The organism is Streptomyces broussonetiae (assembly GCF_009796285.1).
GTDB classification, from domain to species: Bacteria; Actinomycetota; Actinomycetes; order Streptomycetales; family Streptomycetaceae; genus Streptomyces; species Streptomyces broussonetiae.
The window spans coordinates 4,039,278-4,054,030 of sequence record NZ_CP047020.1 but is presented as its reverse complement, the minus strand read 5'-3'; the positions used below and the strand labels follow the sequence as shown (position 1 = coordinate 4,054,030).

Annotated in this window: 12 protein-coding genes; 7 read left to right on the top strand and 5 right to left on the bottom strand. The window is 71.3% G+C overall.

From position 1 onward, the window contains the following. Window positions 1–30: 30 nt before the first annotated feature. From GQF42_RS18720 to GQF42_RS18700, 5 genes are all read right to left on the bottom strand, one after another. Window positions 31–1,341 (bottom strand): DUF58 domain-containing protein, encoded by a 1,311-nt coding sequence (locus tag GQF42_RS18720; RefSeq protein WP_158921402.1) that lies wholly within the window; start codon window positions 1,339–1,341, stop codon window positions 31–33. Further along, complete coding sequence (locus GQF42_RS18715) at window positions 1,341–2,330, bottom strand: AAA family ATPase (protein ID WP_158930296.1); 990 nt, start codon at window positions 2,328–2,330, stop codon at window positions 1,341–1,343. The genes GQF42_RS18720 and GQF42_RS18715 overlap by 1 nt, the downstream gene beginning before the upstream one ends. Further along, the gene (locus tag GQF42_RS18710; protein WP_199272717.1) at window positions 2,330–3,526 is read right to left on the bottom strand and encodes a DUF4350 domain-containing protein; all 1,197 of its coding nucleotides are present in this window, start codon (window positions 3,524–3,526) and stop codon (window positions 2,330–2,332) included. The genes GQF42_RS18715 and GQF42_RS18710 overlap by 1 nt, the downstream gene beginning before the upstream one ends. Further along, window positions 3,523–4,224: a DUF4129 domain-containing protein gene (locus tag GQF42_RS18705; protein ID WP_199273071.1), complete on the bottom strand. Its 702-nt coding sequence runs from the start codon at window positions 4,222–4,224 to the stop codon at window positions 3,523–3,525. The genes GQF42_RS18710 and GQF42_RS18705 overlap by 4 nt, the downstream gene beginning before the upstream one ends. 91 nt (window positions 4,225–4,315) lie before the next feature. Continuing rightward, on the bottom strand, window positions 4,316–5,659 hold the full coding sequence (locus tag GQF42_RS18700) for a proline-rich domain-containing protein (protein WP_158921398.1): 1,344 nt from the start codon (window positions 5,657–5,659) through the stop codon (window positions 4,316–4,318). Window positions 5,660–5,799: 140 nt separating this feature from the next. Between GQF42_RS18700 and mtnA the strand changes: the two genes are divergently transcribed. From mtnA to GQF42_RS18665, 7 genes are all read left to right on the top strand, one after another. Beyond that, window positions 5,800–6,939 (top strand): S-methyl-5-thioribose-1-phosphate isomerase, encoded by a 1,140-nt coding sequence (gene mtnA / locus GQF42_RS18695; RefSeq protein WP_158921396.1) that lies wholly within the window; start codon window positions 5,800–5,802, stop codon window positions 6,937–6,939. Window positions 6,940–6,947: 8 nt separating this feature from the next. Next, window positions 6,948–7,637 carry a two-component system response regulator MtrA gene (gene mtrA, locus GQF42_RS18690; protein WP_191870552.1) on the top strand — a complete coding sequence of 230 codons (690 nt, stop codon included), beginning with the start codon at window positions 6,948–6,950 and terminating at the stop codon, window positions 7,635–7,637. 1 nt (window position 7,638) lies between these two features. Continuing rightward, window positions 7,639–9,756 (top strand): MtrAB system histidine kinase MtrB, encoded by a 2,118-nt coding sequence (mtrB, locus tag GQF42_RS18685; protein ID WP_199272716.1) that lies wholly within the window; start codon window positions 7,639–7,641, stop codon window positions 9,754–9,756. After that, a complete protein-coding gene (locus GQF42_RS18680; protein WP_199272715.1) occupies window positions 9,746–11,584 on the top strand; it encodes an LpqB family beta-propeller domain-containing protein in 1,839 nt (612 codons plus the stop codon). The genes mtrB and GQF42_RS18680 overlap by 11 nt, the downstream gene beginning before the upstream one ends. Before the next feature lie 313 nt (window positions 11,585–11,897). Then, the gene (locus GQF42_RS18675; RefSeq protein ID WP_158921394.1) at window positions 11,898–12,797 is read left to right on the top strand and encodes a ComF family protein; all 900 of its coding nucleotides are present in this window, start codon (window positions 11,898–11,900) and stop codon (window positions 12,795–12,797) included. A gap of 311 nt (window positions 12,798–13,108) precedes the next feature. Continuing rightward, on the top strand, window positions 13,109–13,801 hold the full coding sequence (gene hpf, locus GQF42_RS18670) for a ribosome hibernation-promoting factor, HPF/YfiA family (protein ID WP_158921392.1): 693 nt from the start codon (window positions 13,109–13,111) through the stop codon (window positions 13,799–13,801). A gap of 204 nt (window positions 13,802–14,005) precedes the next feature. Further along, window positions 14,006–14,752 carry a response regulator gene (locus tag GQF42_RS18665; protein ID WP_158921390.1) on the top strand — a complete coding sequence of 249 codons (747 nt, stop codon included), beginning with the start codon at window positions 14,006–14,008 and terminating at the stop codon, window positions 14,750–14,752. Window position 14,753 lies beyond the last annotated feature (1 nt).

The following is a 14,753-nucleotide window of genomic DNA, read 5'->3' as shown; positions in this document are numbered from 1 at the left end:
CTTCCAGAAGGACGGCGGAGCGGGCCCGTATCAGAGCCGACCCGCCGCCTTCAGGGCGAGGTATGCGTCCGCCAGTGCTGGTGCGAGTTCTTCTGGAGTCGCGTCCACCACCGTCACTCCATGGCGCCGGAGCTGTTCCGCGGTGTGCTGACGTTCGCTCTGTGCCTGTGCGGCGGCCGCGGCCTCGTACACCGCTTCCGTGCTGCCCCGGGTCTTGGCCATGCCCGCGATGTGCGGGTCGGCCACCGAGGCGACCAGAACCGTGTGCCGTTGAGTGAGCTGGGGGAGTATAGGGAGCAGTCCCTGTTCCACCGGTGCGGCGTCCAGCGTGGTGAGCAGGACGATCAAGGAGCGGCGAGGCGCCGTGCGCAGCGCCGACGCGATGAGACCGCGTGCGTTGGTCTCGACGAGTTCCGGTTCGAGCGGAGCCATCACGCTGACCAGGGCCGGCAGCACGTCTCCTGCGGAGCTGCCGTGGACCAGAGCGCGTACCCGGCGGTCGTAGGCGAGGAGAGCCACACGGTCGCCGGCCCTGGAGGCGAGTGCCGCGAGGAGCAGGGCCGCGTCCATGGCGGCGTCGAGGCGTGGGGCGTCGCCGACGCGTCCGGCGGAGGTGCGGCCGGTGTCCAGGACCAACAGGATGTGCCGGTCGCGTTCGGGGCGCCAGGTGCGCACGGCGACAGCGGACTGCCGGGCGGTGGCCCGCCAGTCGATCGAGCGGGTGTCGTCGCCGGGGACGTACTCGCGCAGGCTGTCGAACTCGGTTCCCTCACCGCGTGTCAGCACACCGGTGCGGCCGTCAAGTTCACGCAATCGGGCGAGCTTTGACGGCAGATGCTTTCGGCTGGTGAATGGGGGCAGAACTCGTACAGCCCAGGGCACCTCGTGGGCGCCTTGGCGGGAGAACAGGCCGAGGGGGCCGTAGGAGCGAATCGTGACGCGGTCGGCCTGGCGATCGCCGCGGCGGGTGGGACGAAGTCTCGTGGTCACGCGCCTGCGCTCGCCCGGGGGGATGGTCAGGCGGTGCCGGGAGGCCTCGATCTCGGTACCGGCCTGCCAGCTGCTCGGCGGCCATGCGTCCCGTAGTTGTGCCCGCAGGGGGCGGCGGGACGGGTTGGTGATCGTGAGCGTGACGTCGGCGGTCTCGCCGAGGCGTGTGGAGGTGTCGCCGGAACGGGTCAGGACGAGACGTCGTACGGGGGCGGCGAGCGCGAAATCGCAGGCACAGGCCAGGGCCAGGGGGCCGTTGACCGCGAGGAGGCCGGTCCAGCCGGGCTCCAGGATGCCGACAGGGATCGAGCCGAGGGCCGCGAGGAGGGCGGCGCGTCCGGTGAGTGCCATCAGCGGGGGACCGAGACGTGCGCGAGGACGGCGTTGATGACGGAGTCTGCGGTCACGCCCTCCATCTCGGCCTCGGGGCGCAGTTGGATCCGGTGGCGCAGGGTGGGCAGCGCGAGGGCCTTGACGTCGTCGGGGATGACGTAGTCGCGGCCGGTGAGCCATGCCCACGCGCGTGAGGTGGCCAGGAGGGCGGTTGCGCCACGCGGGGAGACGCCGAGGGTGAGGGAGGGCGACTCGCGGGTGGCGCGGCAGATGTCGACGACGTAGGAGGTGATCTCGGGGGACGCGGTTGTCTTGGCGACCGCGGCGCGGGCCGCTTCCAGGTCGGCGGCGCCGGCCACGGGGCGTACGCCGGCGGCGCGCAGGTCACGCGGGTCGAAGCCGGAGGCGTGGCGGGTGAGGACGTCGATCTCGTCCTGGCGGGACGGCAGAGGGATCGTCAGTTTGAGCAGGAAGCGGTCCAGTTGGGCTTCCGGGAGGGGATAGGTGCCCTCGTATTCGACGGGGTTCTGCGTCGCGGCGACCAGGAATGGTTCGGGAAGCGGGCGCGGGGTGCCGTCGACCGTGACCTGGCGCTCCTCCATGGCCTCGAGGAGGGAGGACTGGGTTTTGGGCGGCGTGCGGTTGATCTCGTCCGCGAGGAGGAGGTTGGTGAAGACCGGCCCCTCCTGGAAGGAGAACTCGGCGGTGCGCACGTCGTAGACGAGGGAGCCCGTGACGTCGCTCGGCATCAGGTCGGGGGTGAACTGGACGCGCTTGGTGTCGAGTTCGAGCGCGGATGCGAGGGTGCGGACGAGCAACGTTTTGGCGACTCCGGGGACTCCTTCTAGTAGTACGTGTCCGCGGCAGAGGAGGGCGACGACGAGGCCGGTCACGGCGGGGTCCTGGCCGACCACGGCTTTGGCGATCTCGGCGCGCAGAGCCTCCAGGGACGCTCGGGCGGCGCCCGGGTCCCCGGTGTTCCCGGCGTTGTCAGTGGTCGGGGCCATCATGGACGGCGTACCTCTCTTTCGAGGGCGTCGAGTTGGTCGGTCAGTGCGATGAGGGCCGCGTCGTCGCCGGGCGGCGGTCCGAAGAGAAGGGAGTGCAGGGCTTGTCCGTCGCCGTCCAGGTGGGCGGACAGGGCGGGGAGCAGGGCCTCGGGCGTGTGCGCCTGGGTGACGGGGATGCCGACGAGGGGGGCGAGCCGGGTGCGGGTGACGGAGCGAAGAGCGGTGGCAGCGCGGTCGCGGGCGTTGGCCCTGCGGTAGAGGCGGGCGCGGCCCTCGGCGGTTTCGGAGGCACGGATCGCGACAGGGAGTCTTTCGCGTACGAGAGGGCCGAGGCGGCGTGCCCGCCAGAAGGCGGCGAGGGCGGCTGCGATGAAGAGTTGGAGGGCGCCCCAGAGCCAGCCCGAGGGAAGCAGGTCGAGGAAGTTCTTCTGATCGTCTGCGGGGGCGGCCGAGGTGTCGGAGAGCGAGGGGAGGTACCAGACCAGATGGGGGCGGGAGCCGAGGAGTTGGAGGGCGAGCGAGGCGTTGCCCTGCTTGTCGAGGCGGTCGTTGTAGAGAATGTCGGGCGCGCCGAGCACGACGGTGTCGCCGCCTCCGGATGCGGCGGGGAGGCGCAGCAGAGTGGCGAGGCGCTGGCTGGGGTAGCAGGAGTCGGCGTCGAGGCGGGTGGTGGTGTAGCGGATACCGCCGGCGTCGGCGCTGCCGGCCCGCTGGGCTTCGAGGAGGGGGCACTGGGGGGCGAGTGTGGTGCGGCTGCTGGTGACGGGGTCCGCGGTGACCCCTGGGGCGAGCCGCTCGACGGACCAGCTGCCGGCCGCGACCAGGACGGTGCGGCCCCTGGAGGCCGCGATCGCCTGGTGCAGCTGGATCTGTTGACGTTCCGTCAGAAGATCGGGTACGGCGACCAGGAGGGTGGTGTCCGGACCGGCGGCGGTACGTGCCGAGTCGAGCGTGGTGACCACGCGGGTGGAAACACCGCGGTCGGCGAGGAGTTGGGCGATGGCGTGGCTGCCATGGGGGTCGGCGGAGCGCGGGTCCAGTTCGCCGTGCCGGGTGGTGGAGCGTACGGCGGCCATGGCGACGGCCGCGGCGAGGATCAGGACGACGGCGAGCGTGATGCCACGCGTGCGGGTCCACATCTGGCGAGGGGTCGGCGCTGTGGAGGTCGACGGCAGGGTGGCCCCGGCGGTCACTCGGCGTCCCCCTGGCGGGTGTTGTGGGCGGGACTGGCGGTACTGGCTGCGCTGTGGGCGAGGGCAGGCCTCGTGCGTTCCAGGTCGCGGTCCAGTTCGGCGATGCGGTGGTACGAATCCTTGCTCGCGCGGCGTCCGCCGTACGTCACGTCGTCGAACTCCCGGGCGGCGGCCACGAGTCGGCCCAGGTGCGAGGGGAGGGTGCGGCCGGCCTCGGCGGCCGCCTCGTCGGCGGTGCGGCCGGGGCGGACATCGAGCAGGGCCCGTTCCTCCAGGGAGCGGACGATGGCCCGCATGCGTTCCTGGACGGCCTGGTTCCAGTGGCTCTGTGCCGCGTGCGCCTCGCCGGCCGCACGGTGCTCGGCGGCGCTACGGGGACGGTCGTCGAACAGGACGGCTGCGGAGGCGGGTTGGCGGCGCGGGATGCCCAGGCGCCACCACAGGGCGGCCAGAACGGCGACGACGAACAGGACCACGACGATCAAGCCGAGCGTGCCGCCGGGTGTCGCCGAGGCGGCAGAGCTGAAGAGCCGGTCGAGCCAGTCCCAGAACGCGTTCAGGGCGCGCTGGAACAGGCCGGGGTCGTTCTCGTGGTACATCCGCTTGGCCAGCTCGCGCCGGGCCGCTTCCCGCGCGGGATCGCGTGGGGTGGTCACGGGCGGCCCGTCCCCCGAGCCGCCGGCCGCGAGGAGGGCCATGTCCGATGTGCGCAGCAGGCCGCGTACGACCGTGCCGCCGACGCCGGACAGGGCCGCCGCCGTGAGAACTCCCCCCGTGAGGCTCACCGCATCAGCTCCCCCGGACGGGACCGGGTGCGCCGGTGCCGTAGTCCTGGACGCCGGCGGCGCGGGCCAGTTCGAGGTCGAGAGCCTCACGGCGGATGCGCTGGTCGATGTAGAGGAGCACGGTGACGCCCGCGCTGATCGGGAGGGTGAGAGTAGTGCCGATCAGCGCGCCGATCCCGCTGATGATCAGGGCCGCCCAGCCCACGTGCCCGCCGCTGGTGCCGAGCAGGTTGTCCATGCTGTCGCCGCTCACGGCGGCCCCGATGGCGGTGAAGGGGATGGTGATGATCGCCGAGACGATGCCCGTGATGAGGAGGGTGAGCAGCATGATGCCGAAGATGCGCCACCAGGAGCCGCGCACGAGCTTCGCCGAGCGCTTGAGGGACTTGACGATGCCCTGGCGCTCCAGCATCAGGGCGGGCGCGGCGAGGTAGAAGCGGATCCACAGCCACACCGTGACGATGCTGGCGGCGAGGACGCCCAGGGAGAGCAGGGCCGATCCGGCGTTGTCGCCGCCGGCGACCAGGACGAGCAGACCGGGCAGTGCGCCGGCCAGCATGACGCCGGCGAAGATCAGACCGAGCAGGATGAGCAGACCGAACAGCTTAGGGATCTGCGGCCGGGCTTCGCGCCAATTCTCTCGGGCCGTGACCGTTCTGCCGAGGACGGCCCGGCTGGTGACGGGGGTGAGCAGAGCGGTCGCGACGATGATGGCGATCGTCCGGATCACCGAGACGACGCCGGCGCCGATCATGGTGTCGCGCAGGGCGTGGAGTGCTTCGGCAGGGGTGGCGTTGGGGTCGCTGAGCGTGTTCTGGACGACGACGTCGTTCAGGACGAAGCCCTGGATCAGGACCATGCTGACGTTCATGATCAGCGCGACGATCAGCGAGATGCCGAGCACCGTGCGCCAGTAGGCGCGCATGGTGGAGACGGCACCGTCGAGGATCTCGCCGACGCCGAGCGGGCGCAGCGGAATGACACCGGGCTTGGCCGCCGACGGGGGGCCGCCCCAGCCGCCGCCCCAGGCTCCGTAGCCGCCGGGGCGGCCATAACCGGCTCCGTACCCGCCGGGGCCCGGAGCGCCGGGCTGCTGTCCGCCCCAGCCGGGGCTGGGCGGCGGGGCCTGGTGCGGGCCGGAGGCACCGGTGGGGGCGGACCACTGCCCCGGTGGCGGCTGCTCCTTGGACCACTTCGCGCCTGGGCCCTGCGGGCCCGTGCCCGGCTGCGGCGCGGGCTCGGTCTCGCCGGGGCGGTCGGCGGGCTCGGTGGGGCCGGACGCGCCGGGTTCCCGCCCCTCGGACGACGGGGCGGATCCGGGCGAGGCCCAGCCCGGAGTGTCTGTCATCGAAGCTCCTTCTCGGTGCCTGTCCGCTGTCGCGGCGGCAGGTTGGCAGCCATCGTGCCATGGGGTGGTCATCCAAGGGCCTGTCGCGGTGGGCGCCGAAGACCTTCAATTGTGTGAGGGATCCGGGGCAGACTGACCGCATGGCTGATCAGCAGGCGCGAACCGACGGGGACAAGCGGCCGACCGAGATACCCGTGATCCGATGGGAGGAACCACCCGAAGGCCCTGTGCTGGTCCTTCTCGACCAGACGCGGCTCCCGACCGAAGAGGTCGAGTTGGTGTGCACGGACGCGCCGGCGCTGGTGGAGGCGATCCGTTCGCTCGCCGTACGCGGGGCACCGCTGCTGGGGATCGCGGGGGCGTACGGCGTCGCGCTCGCCGCCGTGCGGGGCTTCGAGGTGGCCGAGGCGGCGCGGGCGCTCGAGGGTGCCCGGCCCACCGCGGTGAACCTGTCTGTAGGCGTGCGCCGGGCCCAGGCCGCGCACCAGGCGGCGCTGGCGAAGACCGGAGATCCGGCTGCGGCGGCCGCGGCGGCGCTGGCCGCCGCGCGGACGCTGCACCGCGAGGACGCCGAGGCCAGCGCCCGGATGGCGGCGCACGGCCTGGCACTGCTCGAGGAGCTGCAGCCCGGCGGTGGGCACCGGATCCTCACGCACTGCAACACCGGTTCGCTGGTGTCGGGCGGGGAGGGCACGGCCTTCGCGGTGGCTCTGCGCGCGCATCGGGAGGGACGGCTGCGGCGGTTGTGGGTGGACGAAACGCGTCCGTTGCTGCAAGGTGCTCGCCTGACGGCGTACGAAGCGGCCCGCAGTGGCATGGCGTACACCTTGCTCACCGACAACGCGGCGGGTTCCCTGTTCGCGGCGGGCGAGGTGGACGCGGTGCTGATCGGGGCGGACCGGATCGCGGCCGACGGCTCGGTGGCGAACAAGGTGGGGAGCTATCCGCTCGCTGTGCTGGCGCGGTACCACCATGTGCCGTTCATCGTGGTGGCGCCGGTGACGACGATCGACCCGGACACCCCTGACGGGGCGTCCATCGAGGTCGAGCAGCGTCCCGGCTTTGAAGTGACCGAGGTCACAGCACCCCAGGTGCCGGTGACAGGAGCAGGAGGCGGGATTCCGGTGGCACCCCTGGGGACCCAGGCGTACAACCCGGCGTTCGACGTGACGCCGCCCGAGCTGGTGACGGCCATCGTCACCGAGGCGGGAGCCGTTTCACCCGTGACGGCCGAGGCTCTTGGGACGCTGTGTGCCAGCTCACGCCAGGTAACGATTTAGCTAATGGGATGATGTCGTTTATGAAGGGACGAGTCCTTGTCGTCGACGACGACACCGCACTGGCCGAGATGCTCGGCATCGTGCTGCGTGGTGAAGGTTTTGAGCCGTCTTTCGTAGCCGACGGTGACAAGGCGCTGGCCGCTTTCCGGGAGACCAAGCCTGACTTGGTGCTGCTCGATCTGATGCTGCCCGGCCGGGACGGCATCGAAGTGTGCCGGCTGATCCGGGCGGAGTCCGGGGTGCCGATCGTGATGCTCACGGCCAAGAGCGACACCGTCGATGTCGTGGTGGGCCTGGAGTCGGGTGCCGACGACTACATCGTCAAGCCGTTCAAGCCCAAGGAGCTGGTCGCCCGGATCCGGGCGCGGCTGCGGCGGTCGGAGGAGCCCGCGCCGGAGCAGCTCACCATCGGTGACCTGGTCATCGACGTGGCGGGGCACTCGGTGAAGCGGGACGGGCAGTCGATTGCGTTGACTCCGCTGGAGTTCGACCTGCTGGTCGCCCTCGCGCGCAAGCCGTGGCAGGTGTTCACGCGGGAGGTGCTGCTCGAGCAGGTGTGGGGCTACCGGCACGCCGCCGACACGCGGCTCGTCAATGTGCACGTCCAGCGGCTGCGTTCCAAGGTCGAGAAGGACCCGGAGCGTCCGGAGATCGTGGTGACCGTCCGTGGTGTCGGCTACAAGGCCGGACCGAGCTGACATGTCCAGGGACGGCGCCGCTTCGGCTCCCGGCCGGTCCGGGGCCCGTCCGGGGCGGCCTGCCGGCCGGACAGCCGGTGCGCGCTTCAGGAGCCTCTTCGAGGGCGGGCTGCTCGAGGGCGGGGTCCAGGGCAGCCCGGTCCTCAGACTGTTCCTGCGCTGGGTGCGTCGTCCGCTGCTGCCGGTGATGCGGCTGTGGCGGCGCAACATCCAGCTCAGGGTCGTCGCCACGACCCTGCTGATGTCGCTGGGTGTCGTCCTGCTGCTGGGCTTCGTCGTGATCGGGCAGGTGCGCAACGGCCTGCTGGACGCCAAGGTGAAGGCCTCGCAGAGCCAGGCCACGGGCGGGTTCGCGGTGGCCAAGCAGAGGGCGGACGAGGCGGCGAGCGGTGCCGTCACGGGCACGAACACGACAGCCGGCACCGGTGACGGCACCTCGACCGCGGACGGACGGCAGTCGCAGAACGTCATCCAGTGGATGAGTGATCTCGTGGAGTCGCTGTCCAGCGGTGGTGCGGGCGCCTTCGACGTGGTGACGCTGCCCGTCGGTGACGACAGCGGCGGGGGACGCAGCCCGCGCGGTTCCGGGAACGTCAACCCGACCTCCAGCGTGCCCGCCGATCTGCGCGAGCGGGTCAACAGCGGGATGACGGCCGCCCAGAGCTACACCCGGATCGTCTACTCCAACGGCAAGGACTCGCAGCCTGCGCTGGTCATCGGCAAGCAGGTCAACGACCCCAACGGGCGGCCGTACGAGCTGTACTACCTCTTCCCGCTCACGCAGGAGGAGAAGTCCCTGAGCCTGGTCAAGGGCACCCTGGCGACCGCGGGGCTGTTCGTCGTCGTGCTGCTCGGCGCCATCGCCTGGCTGGTGGTGCGCCAGGTCGTCACGCCGGTGCGGATGGCCGCCGGGATCGCGGAGCGGCTGTCCGCCGGGCGGTTGCAGGAGCGGATGAAGGTCACCGGCGAGGACGACATCGCGCGCCTCGGTGAAGCCTTCAACAAGATGGCGCAGAACCTCCAGGTGAAGATCCAGCAGTTGGAGGACCTGTCGCGGATGCAGCGCCGGTTCGTGTCGGACGTCTCGCACGAGCTGCGCACCCCGCTGACGACCGTCCGGATGGCCGCGGACGTCATCCACGAGGCGCGCGAGGACTTCGACCCGGTGACCGCGCGGTCGGCGGAGCTGCTCGCCGACCAGCTGGACCGGTTCGAGTCGCTGCTCGCGGACCTGCTGGAGATCAGCCGTTTCGACGCGGGCGCGGCGGCGCTGGAGGCCGAGCCGATAGACCTCAGGGAGGTCGTCCGGCGCGTGGTCAGCGGCGCCGCCCCGCTCGCCGAGCGCAAGGGCACGCACATACGAGTGCTCGGCGACCAGCAGCCCGTCGTCGCCGAGGCGGACGCGCGCCGCGTGGAGCGCGTGCTGCGCAACCTCGTGGTCAACGCCGTGGAGCACGGCGAGGGCAAGGACGTCGTCGTCAAGCTGGCCGCGGCGGGCGGCGCGGTCGCCGTCGCGGTGCGCGACTACGGCGTGGGGCTCAAGCCGGGTGAGGCGACGCGCGTCTTCAGCCGTTTCTGGCGGGCGGACCCGGCACGCGCGCGTACCACCGGAGGTACGGGACTTGGGCTGTCGATCGCCCTGGAGGACGCGCGGCTGCACGGCGGCTGGCTGCAGGCCTGGGGCGAGCCGGGCGGTGGCTCGCAGTTCCGGCTGACGCTGCCGCGGACCGCCGACGAGCCGCTGCGGGGCTCGCCCATACCGCTGGAGCCCAAGGACTCGCGCCGCAACCGTGGCCTCGACGAGGCCGGTCTGCCCGGCGGGGGCGAGGAGAAGCGGGCCACGGTTCCGGTGCAGCAGGGCGGCACTCAGGTGCCCGCGCTGCCGCCGCGCGCGTCGATCGCGCCGCGGCTGGCCGGTGTCACCCCGGCCGCCGGCCCGACCGCCCTGCCGGGCAACGGCAACGGCACGCGCGTGGTGCCCCGGCCCACCGGTGGCACGCGGCGCCCGGACGACGGGTCCGCCGCAGGCCCTGCGGGCGACGCGGGCGCGGCTCCGCAGGAAGCGGCCGCAGCGGAGGACTCGACGACCGAGCCAGGGGAGGCATTTCGTGGGCGCTGACCGCATGGGGGGCGCCCGGTGGCGACCCGGGCGCGCGGTGGCGTACGCCGCTTCGGGGGTCGTTCTGCTGGCCGGGTGCGCCTCGATGCCCGACAACGGGGACTTGCGGAACGTGGAGTCCACGCCGCGGCAGGACACCGGCGTCCGGGTGTTCGCCATGCCGCCGGCCGAGGGTGCTGGGCCGGCCGAGATCATGCAGGGCTTCCTGGAGGCGCTGACCAGCGACGATCCGGACTACGACACGGCCCGCAAGTATCTGACGGACGACGCCGCGCGCGCATGGCGGCCGGAGCGGTCGACCACGGTCCTCGCGAACGGGCCGAGTATCGAGCCCGACTGCCGCCCGGGCGGCAAGCCGGATCCGACCAGCAGTGTCACCTGCGTGCTGGAGGGCACCCGGGTTGCGGCCGTGGACTCGCAGCAGGCGTATCAGCCCGCTGACGGCTCCTACAGCAAGAAGGTGCACCTCACGCGGAACCCCAAGACCGGGCAGTGGCGTATCGACGGGCCGCCCGACGGCGTCGTCATGGGCAAGTCGGACTTCCAGCGCAACTACACGTCCGTTGACAAGTACTACTTCGCGTCCGACACGACGGCCGGGGCGACGGGACAGCCGGTGGCGGTCGCCGACCCGGTGTTCGTGCGCAGCAAGGTGGACCCGATGACGCAGATGGTCCGCTCACTGCTGAGCGGCCCGAGCAGATGGCTCGGCCCGGTCGTCAGGTCCAGTTTCCCGACCGGTACGGCCTTGCAGAAGGACGTGTCGGGGCTGGCGCCGGACGACCAGAACAAGCTGACGGTGCCGCTGAACCTCAAGGTGTCCCAGGTCGCGGCCACCAAGTGCACCGAGATGGCGACGCAGCTGCTGTTCACGCTGCGGAACCTGGCGCCGACGCTGGACTCGGTCGAACTGCAGGGCGTCGGCGGTCGTCGGCTGTGCGATCTGAGCGAGGAGCGCGCCGAGTCCGCCGCCTGGCACGGGTCGGCCAAGAGCCCCGAGTACCTGTACTTCCTGGACGGCAAGCACCGGTTGGTGCGGATGCCGACGGGGAGCACGGGTACGAGTGCCGTTCCGGTGCCCGGTCCGCTCGGTGAGGGTGACAAGGGGCTGCAGTCGGTGGCTGTGTCGCGGGACGAGCACAGCGCGGCCGGGGTCGGCGATACGGGCAGGTCGTTGTACGTGACGTCGCTGTCGTCGGGCGATTCGCTCGGGAATCCGCTGCTGACCAGCGCGGGCGCGACGCCGGCCGACCGGCTGACGACCCCGAGCTGGGACGCGCGCGGCGATCTGTGGGTGGCCGACCGCGACCCGCACCGTTCACGGGTCTACGTCGTGGCGCAGGGGAGCAGCAAGCCTCAGGAGGTCGCGGTCCCGGAGCTGTCCGGCCAGATCAAGGACGCCCGGGTGGCGGCCGACGGGGTACGGATCGCGCTGGTCGTGGAGAAGGACGGCAAGCAGTCCCTGCTCATCGGCCGGATCCAGCGTGACGACGGGACCGGGCAGGGTATCTCCGTGGTGGAACTGCGGTCGGCCGCACCCGACTTGGAGCAGGTCAGCGCCCTGTCCTGGGCCGGGGACAGCAGGCTGCTCGCGGCCGGCAGGGAGCAGGGGGGCGTGCTGCAGATGCGCTACGTCCAGGTCGACGGCTCCACGCTCGACGGTCCGGCCCCCGGCGCGCTGACCGGCGTCAAGGCGATCGCCGCGTCCGAGGACGAGCGGGTGCCGCTGGTGGCCTACTCGGAGGACGACGGGATCGTACGGCTGCCGTCCGGAGCGCAGTGGCAGAAGGTGGACAAGGACGGAACGGCACCGGCCTATCCGGGCTGAGCGTCCTGTTGCCCGGTGCCTTTGCTCTCGGGTGGCTGTGCTGAGCGTCGTGTCGTCTGGCGTCTTCGCTCTCGGGCGACCGGGCTGAGCGTCGTGTCGCCGTGCCGTTTTCTCCCCCGGTCGCCCGGCTGAGCGGTGTGTCGTGTTCCCCGCCGTGACCGTCTCCGTGCTCGTGCGTTTTGCTCGGGTGTCGTGTCGCGCGATCCCGGGTTCTCCCGTGTGGGTGACGGTTGCAGCGCGGTGGTCATGGTTGTCCACAGGGGGTTTTCCACAGGGGTGGTGGGGCGGCTCGGCCGTTGGCACAGTGGTGGGCATGCGGGGCTGGTGGCGGGACCTCAGCGACCTGGTGCTGCCGGCCGACTGCGCGGGCTGCGGAGCGCCTCGTACGGTGCTCTGCACGCGCTGCCGGGCCGCGCTGGGCAGGGGCGCGGCCCGGCGGGTGCGGCCGGTGCCGGAGCCGGCCGGGCTGCCGGTGGTCCACGCGGCGGCTCCCTATGCGAAGGAGGTGCGGGAGCTGCTGCTCGCACACAAGGAGCGGGGCGCGCTGGCCCTTGCGGGAGCGCTGGGCGTAGCGCTGGCGGGGGCCGTGCGGGCGGGGCTCGGCCCGGGCGGTGCCCGTGCCGGAGGCGCTGGTGAAGAGCCGGTCGACGCCGGGGGAGACGCGGCGAGCGTGGTACTCGTCCCTGTGCCCTCCGCACGCTGGGCCGTGCGGGCGCGTGGGCACGATCCGGTACGGCGGATGGCGCTCGCGGCGGCCCGGGAGCTGCGGCGCACCGGGACACCGGCCCGGGTGGCGGCCGTGCTGCGCCAGCGGCGGCCGGTGGCGGACCAGGCCGGGCTCGACGCGCGGCGGCGCCTGGCGAACCTCTCGGGCGCGCTGGAGGTGACGGCGGGCGGTGGCCGGCTGCTCGGCACGGGACGGGTCGTGCTCGTCGACGACCTGATCACGACCGGCGCCAGCCTCGCAGAGGCCGCACGGGCTCTTGGGGATGTGGCCCCGTCGCGTCGCGAGGAGGAACGCGAAGTGAGAACGTCCGTGTATGCAGCCGTAACTCGGGAAGGAAGGGAGGAACGACGGAGCGGAACGCGTCCGGAACGCGGGAAGTGGGTGCATGGTGCACCGGAAAGGACGGCGGAGAAGGCCCTCGGGTACGCGCTCCGCGCGGCCGTGGTCGCGGCTCCCGGCGATTCTTTCGAAATAAACAGGAACTGACCATCTACCTGCATCGTTGCAGGTAGTGAGAGGGGGAATTCACCTGAACGGAGGTACGCCGCAGTAGAGGGTGACGACATCCGTCCGGGCGAGATATGTTCGGTTGTGAGGAAAGGCGCAGGCCACACCTCTCATATCCGAATGCCGTGGCGTGGGTTTTCCACATTCACCCGCGCCGCTGGGGTGGAGATCTTGCCGCTGGGGGAGGAGGAGGTGAAGTCACCGAGTCCGAGGTCCGGTGCTCACCGGACCTGGTGCAAAAGGGAGATGCTCCGCCGACCGAGCGGAGCGATCCGGGAACGGAGTTCTGCGTGGACATCGTCGTCAAGGGCCGCAAGACCGAGGTGCCCGAGCGGTTCCGCAAGCACGTGGCCGAGAAGCTGAAGCTGGAGAAGATCCAGAAGCTCGACGGCAAGGTGATCAGCCTCGACGTCGAGGTGTCCAAGGAGCCCAACCCCCGACAGGCCGACCGCTGTGACCGAGTGGAGATCACCCTCCGCTCCCGCGGTCCGGTGATCCGGGCGGAAGCGGCGGCCAGCGACCCGTACGCGGCACTCGACCTGGCGGCGGAGAAGCTGGACGCGCGGCTGCGCAAGCAGCACGACAAGCGTTTCTCGCGGCGCGGCGCGCGCCGGATCTCGGCGGCCGAGGTCCCCGACCACGTCCCCGGCGCGGCGACGCTGAACGGCAACGGCCTGCCCGTCCAGGAGGACGAGACGGACGGAGTGCCGACGAAGAAGATCGGCTCGCTGGAGATCAAGGGGGAAGGCCCCCTCGTCGTTCGCGAGAAGACCCACGTAGCCGCACCCATAAGCCTGGACCAGGCCCTCTACGAGATGGAACTGGTCGGCCACGACTTCTACCTGTTCGTCGACGCCGAGACGAAGCAGCCGAGCGTCGTCTACCGGCGCCACGCCTACGACTACGGCGTGATCCATCTCGACCCGGACCGGATGGTCGCTGAGGCACAGCCCCACGCGGCGGGGGGCACGCTGGGCGGCTGACCCACCCGGAAGAAGCGGAGCAGGTGCCCCTGGCAGCGCGTGTGCGCCCCCAGGGGCACCGGTGTGCGACCACTTCACGCCCCGCATGTCACCTCCGCGTCGCCCAGGCATGAAATCATGGCCGGACCGGCCCAACCGGTGGGCCGTTGCCTTGGGTTGGCGATGGCGCGGGACAACAGGCCACAGCCTTCAGGGGGAGGAACGATGGCGGACACCTTCGGACCGATGCGGGACGAAGATGCCGAAGACGGTGTCATCGGCAGGGACCCGGACGCGGGCTCCTCACGTGGGGAGCCGATCAGAGTCCTGGTGGTGGACGACCACGCCCTCTTCCGGCGGGGCCTGGAGATCGTGCTCGCGGCCGAGGAGGACATCCAGGTCGTCGGCGAGGCCGGTGACGGCGCCGAGGCCGTAGAGAAGGCCGCCGACCTGCTGCCCGACATCGTGCTGATGGACGTTCGCATGCCCAAACGGGGCGGGATCGAGGCCTGCACCTCCATCAAGGAGGTGGCCCCCAGCGCCAAGATCATCATGTTGACGATCAGCGACGAGGAGGCCGACCTCTACGACGCGATCAAGGCGGGGGCGACCGGATATCTCCTCAAGGAGATCTCCACGGACGAGGTGGCCACCGCCATTCGTGCGGTGGCCGACGGGCAGTCGCAGATCAGCCCGTCCATGGCGTCCAAGCTCCTCACCGAGTTCAAGTCGATGATCCAGCGCACCGACGAGCGCCGGCTGGTTCCGGCGCCCCGGCTGACCGACCGGGAACTGGAAGTCCTCAAGCTCGTCGCCACCGGGATGAACAACCGCGACATCGCCAAAGAGCTGTTCATCTCCGAGAACACCGTGAAGAACCACGTCCGCAACATCCTGGAGAAGCTCCAGCTGCACTCCCGGATGGAAGCCGTGGTCTATGCGATGCGGGAGAAGATCCTCGAGATCCGGTAGC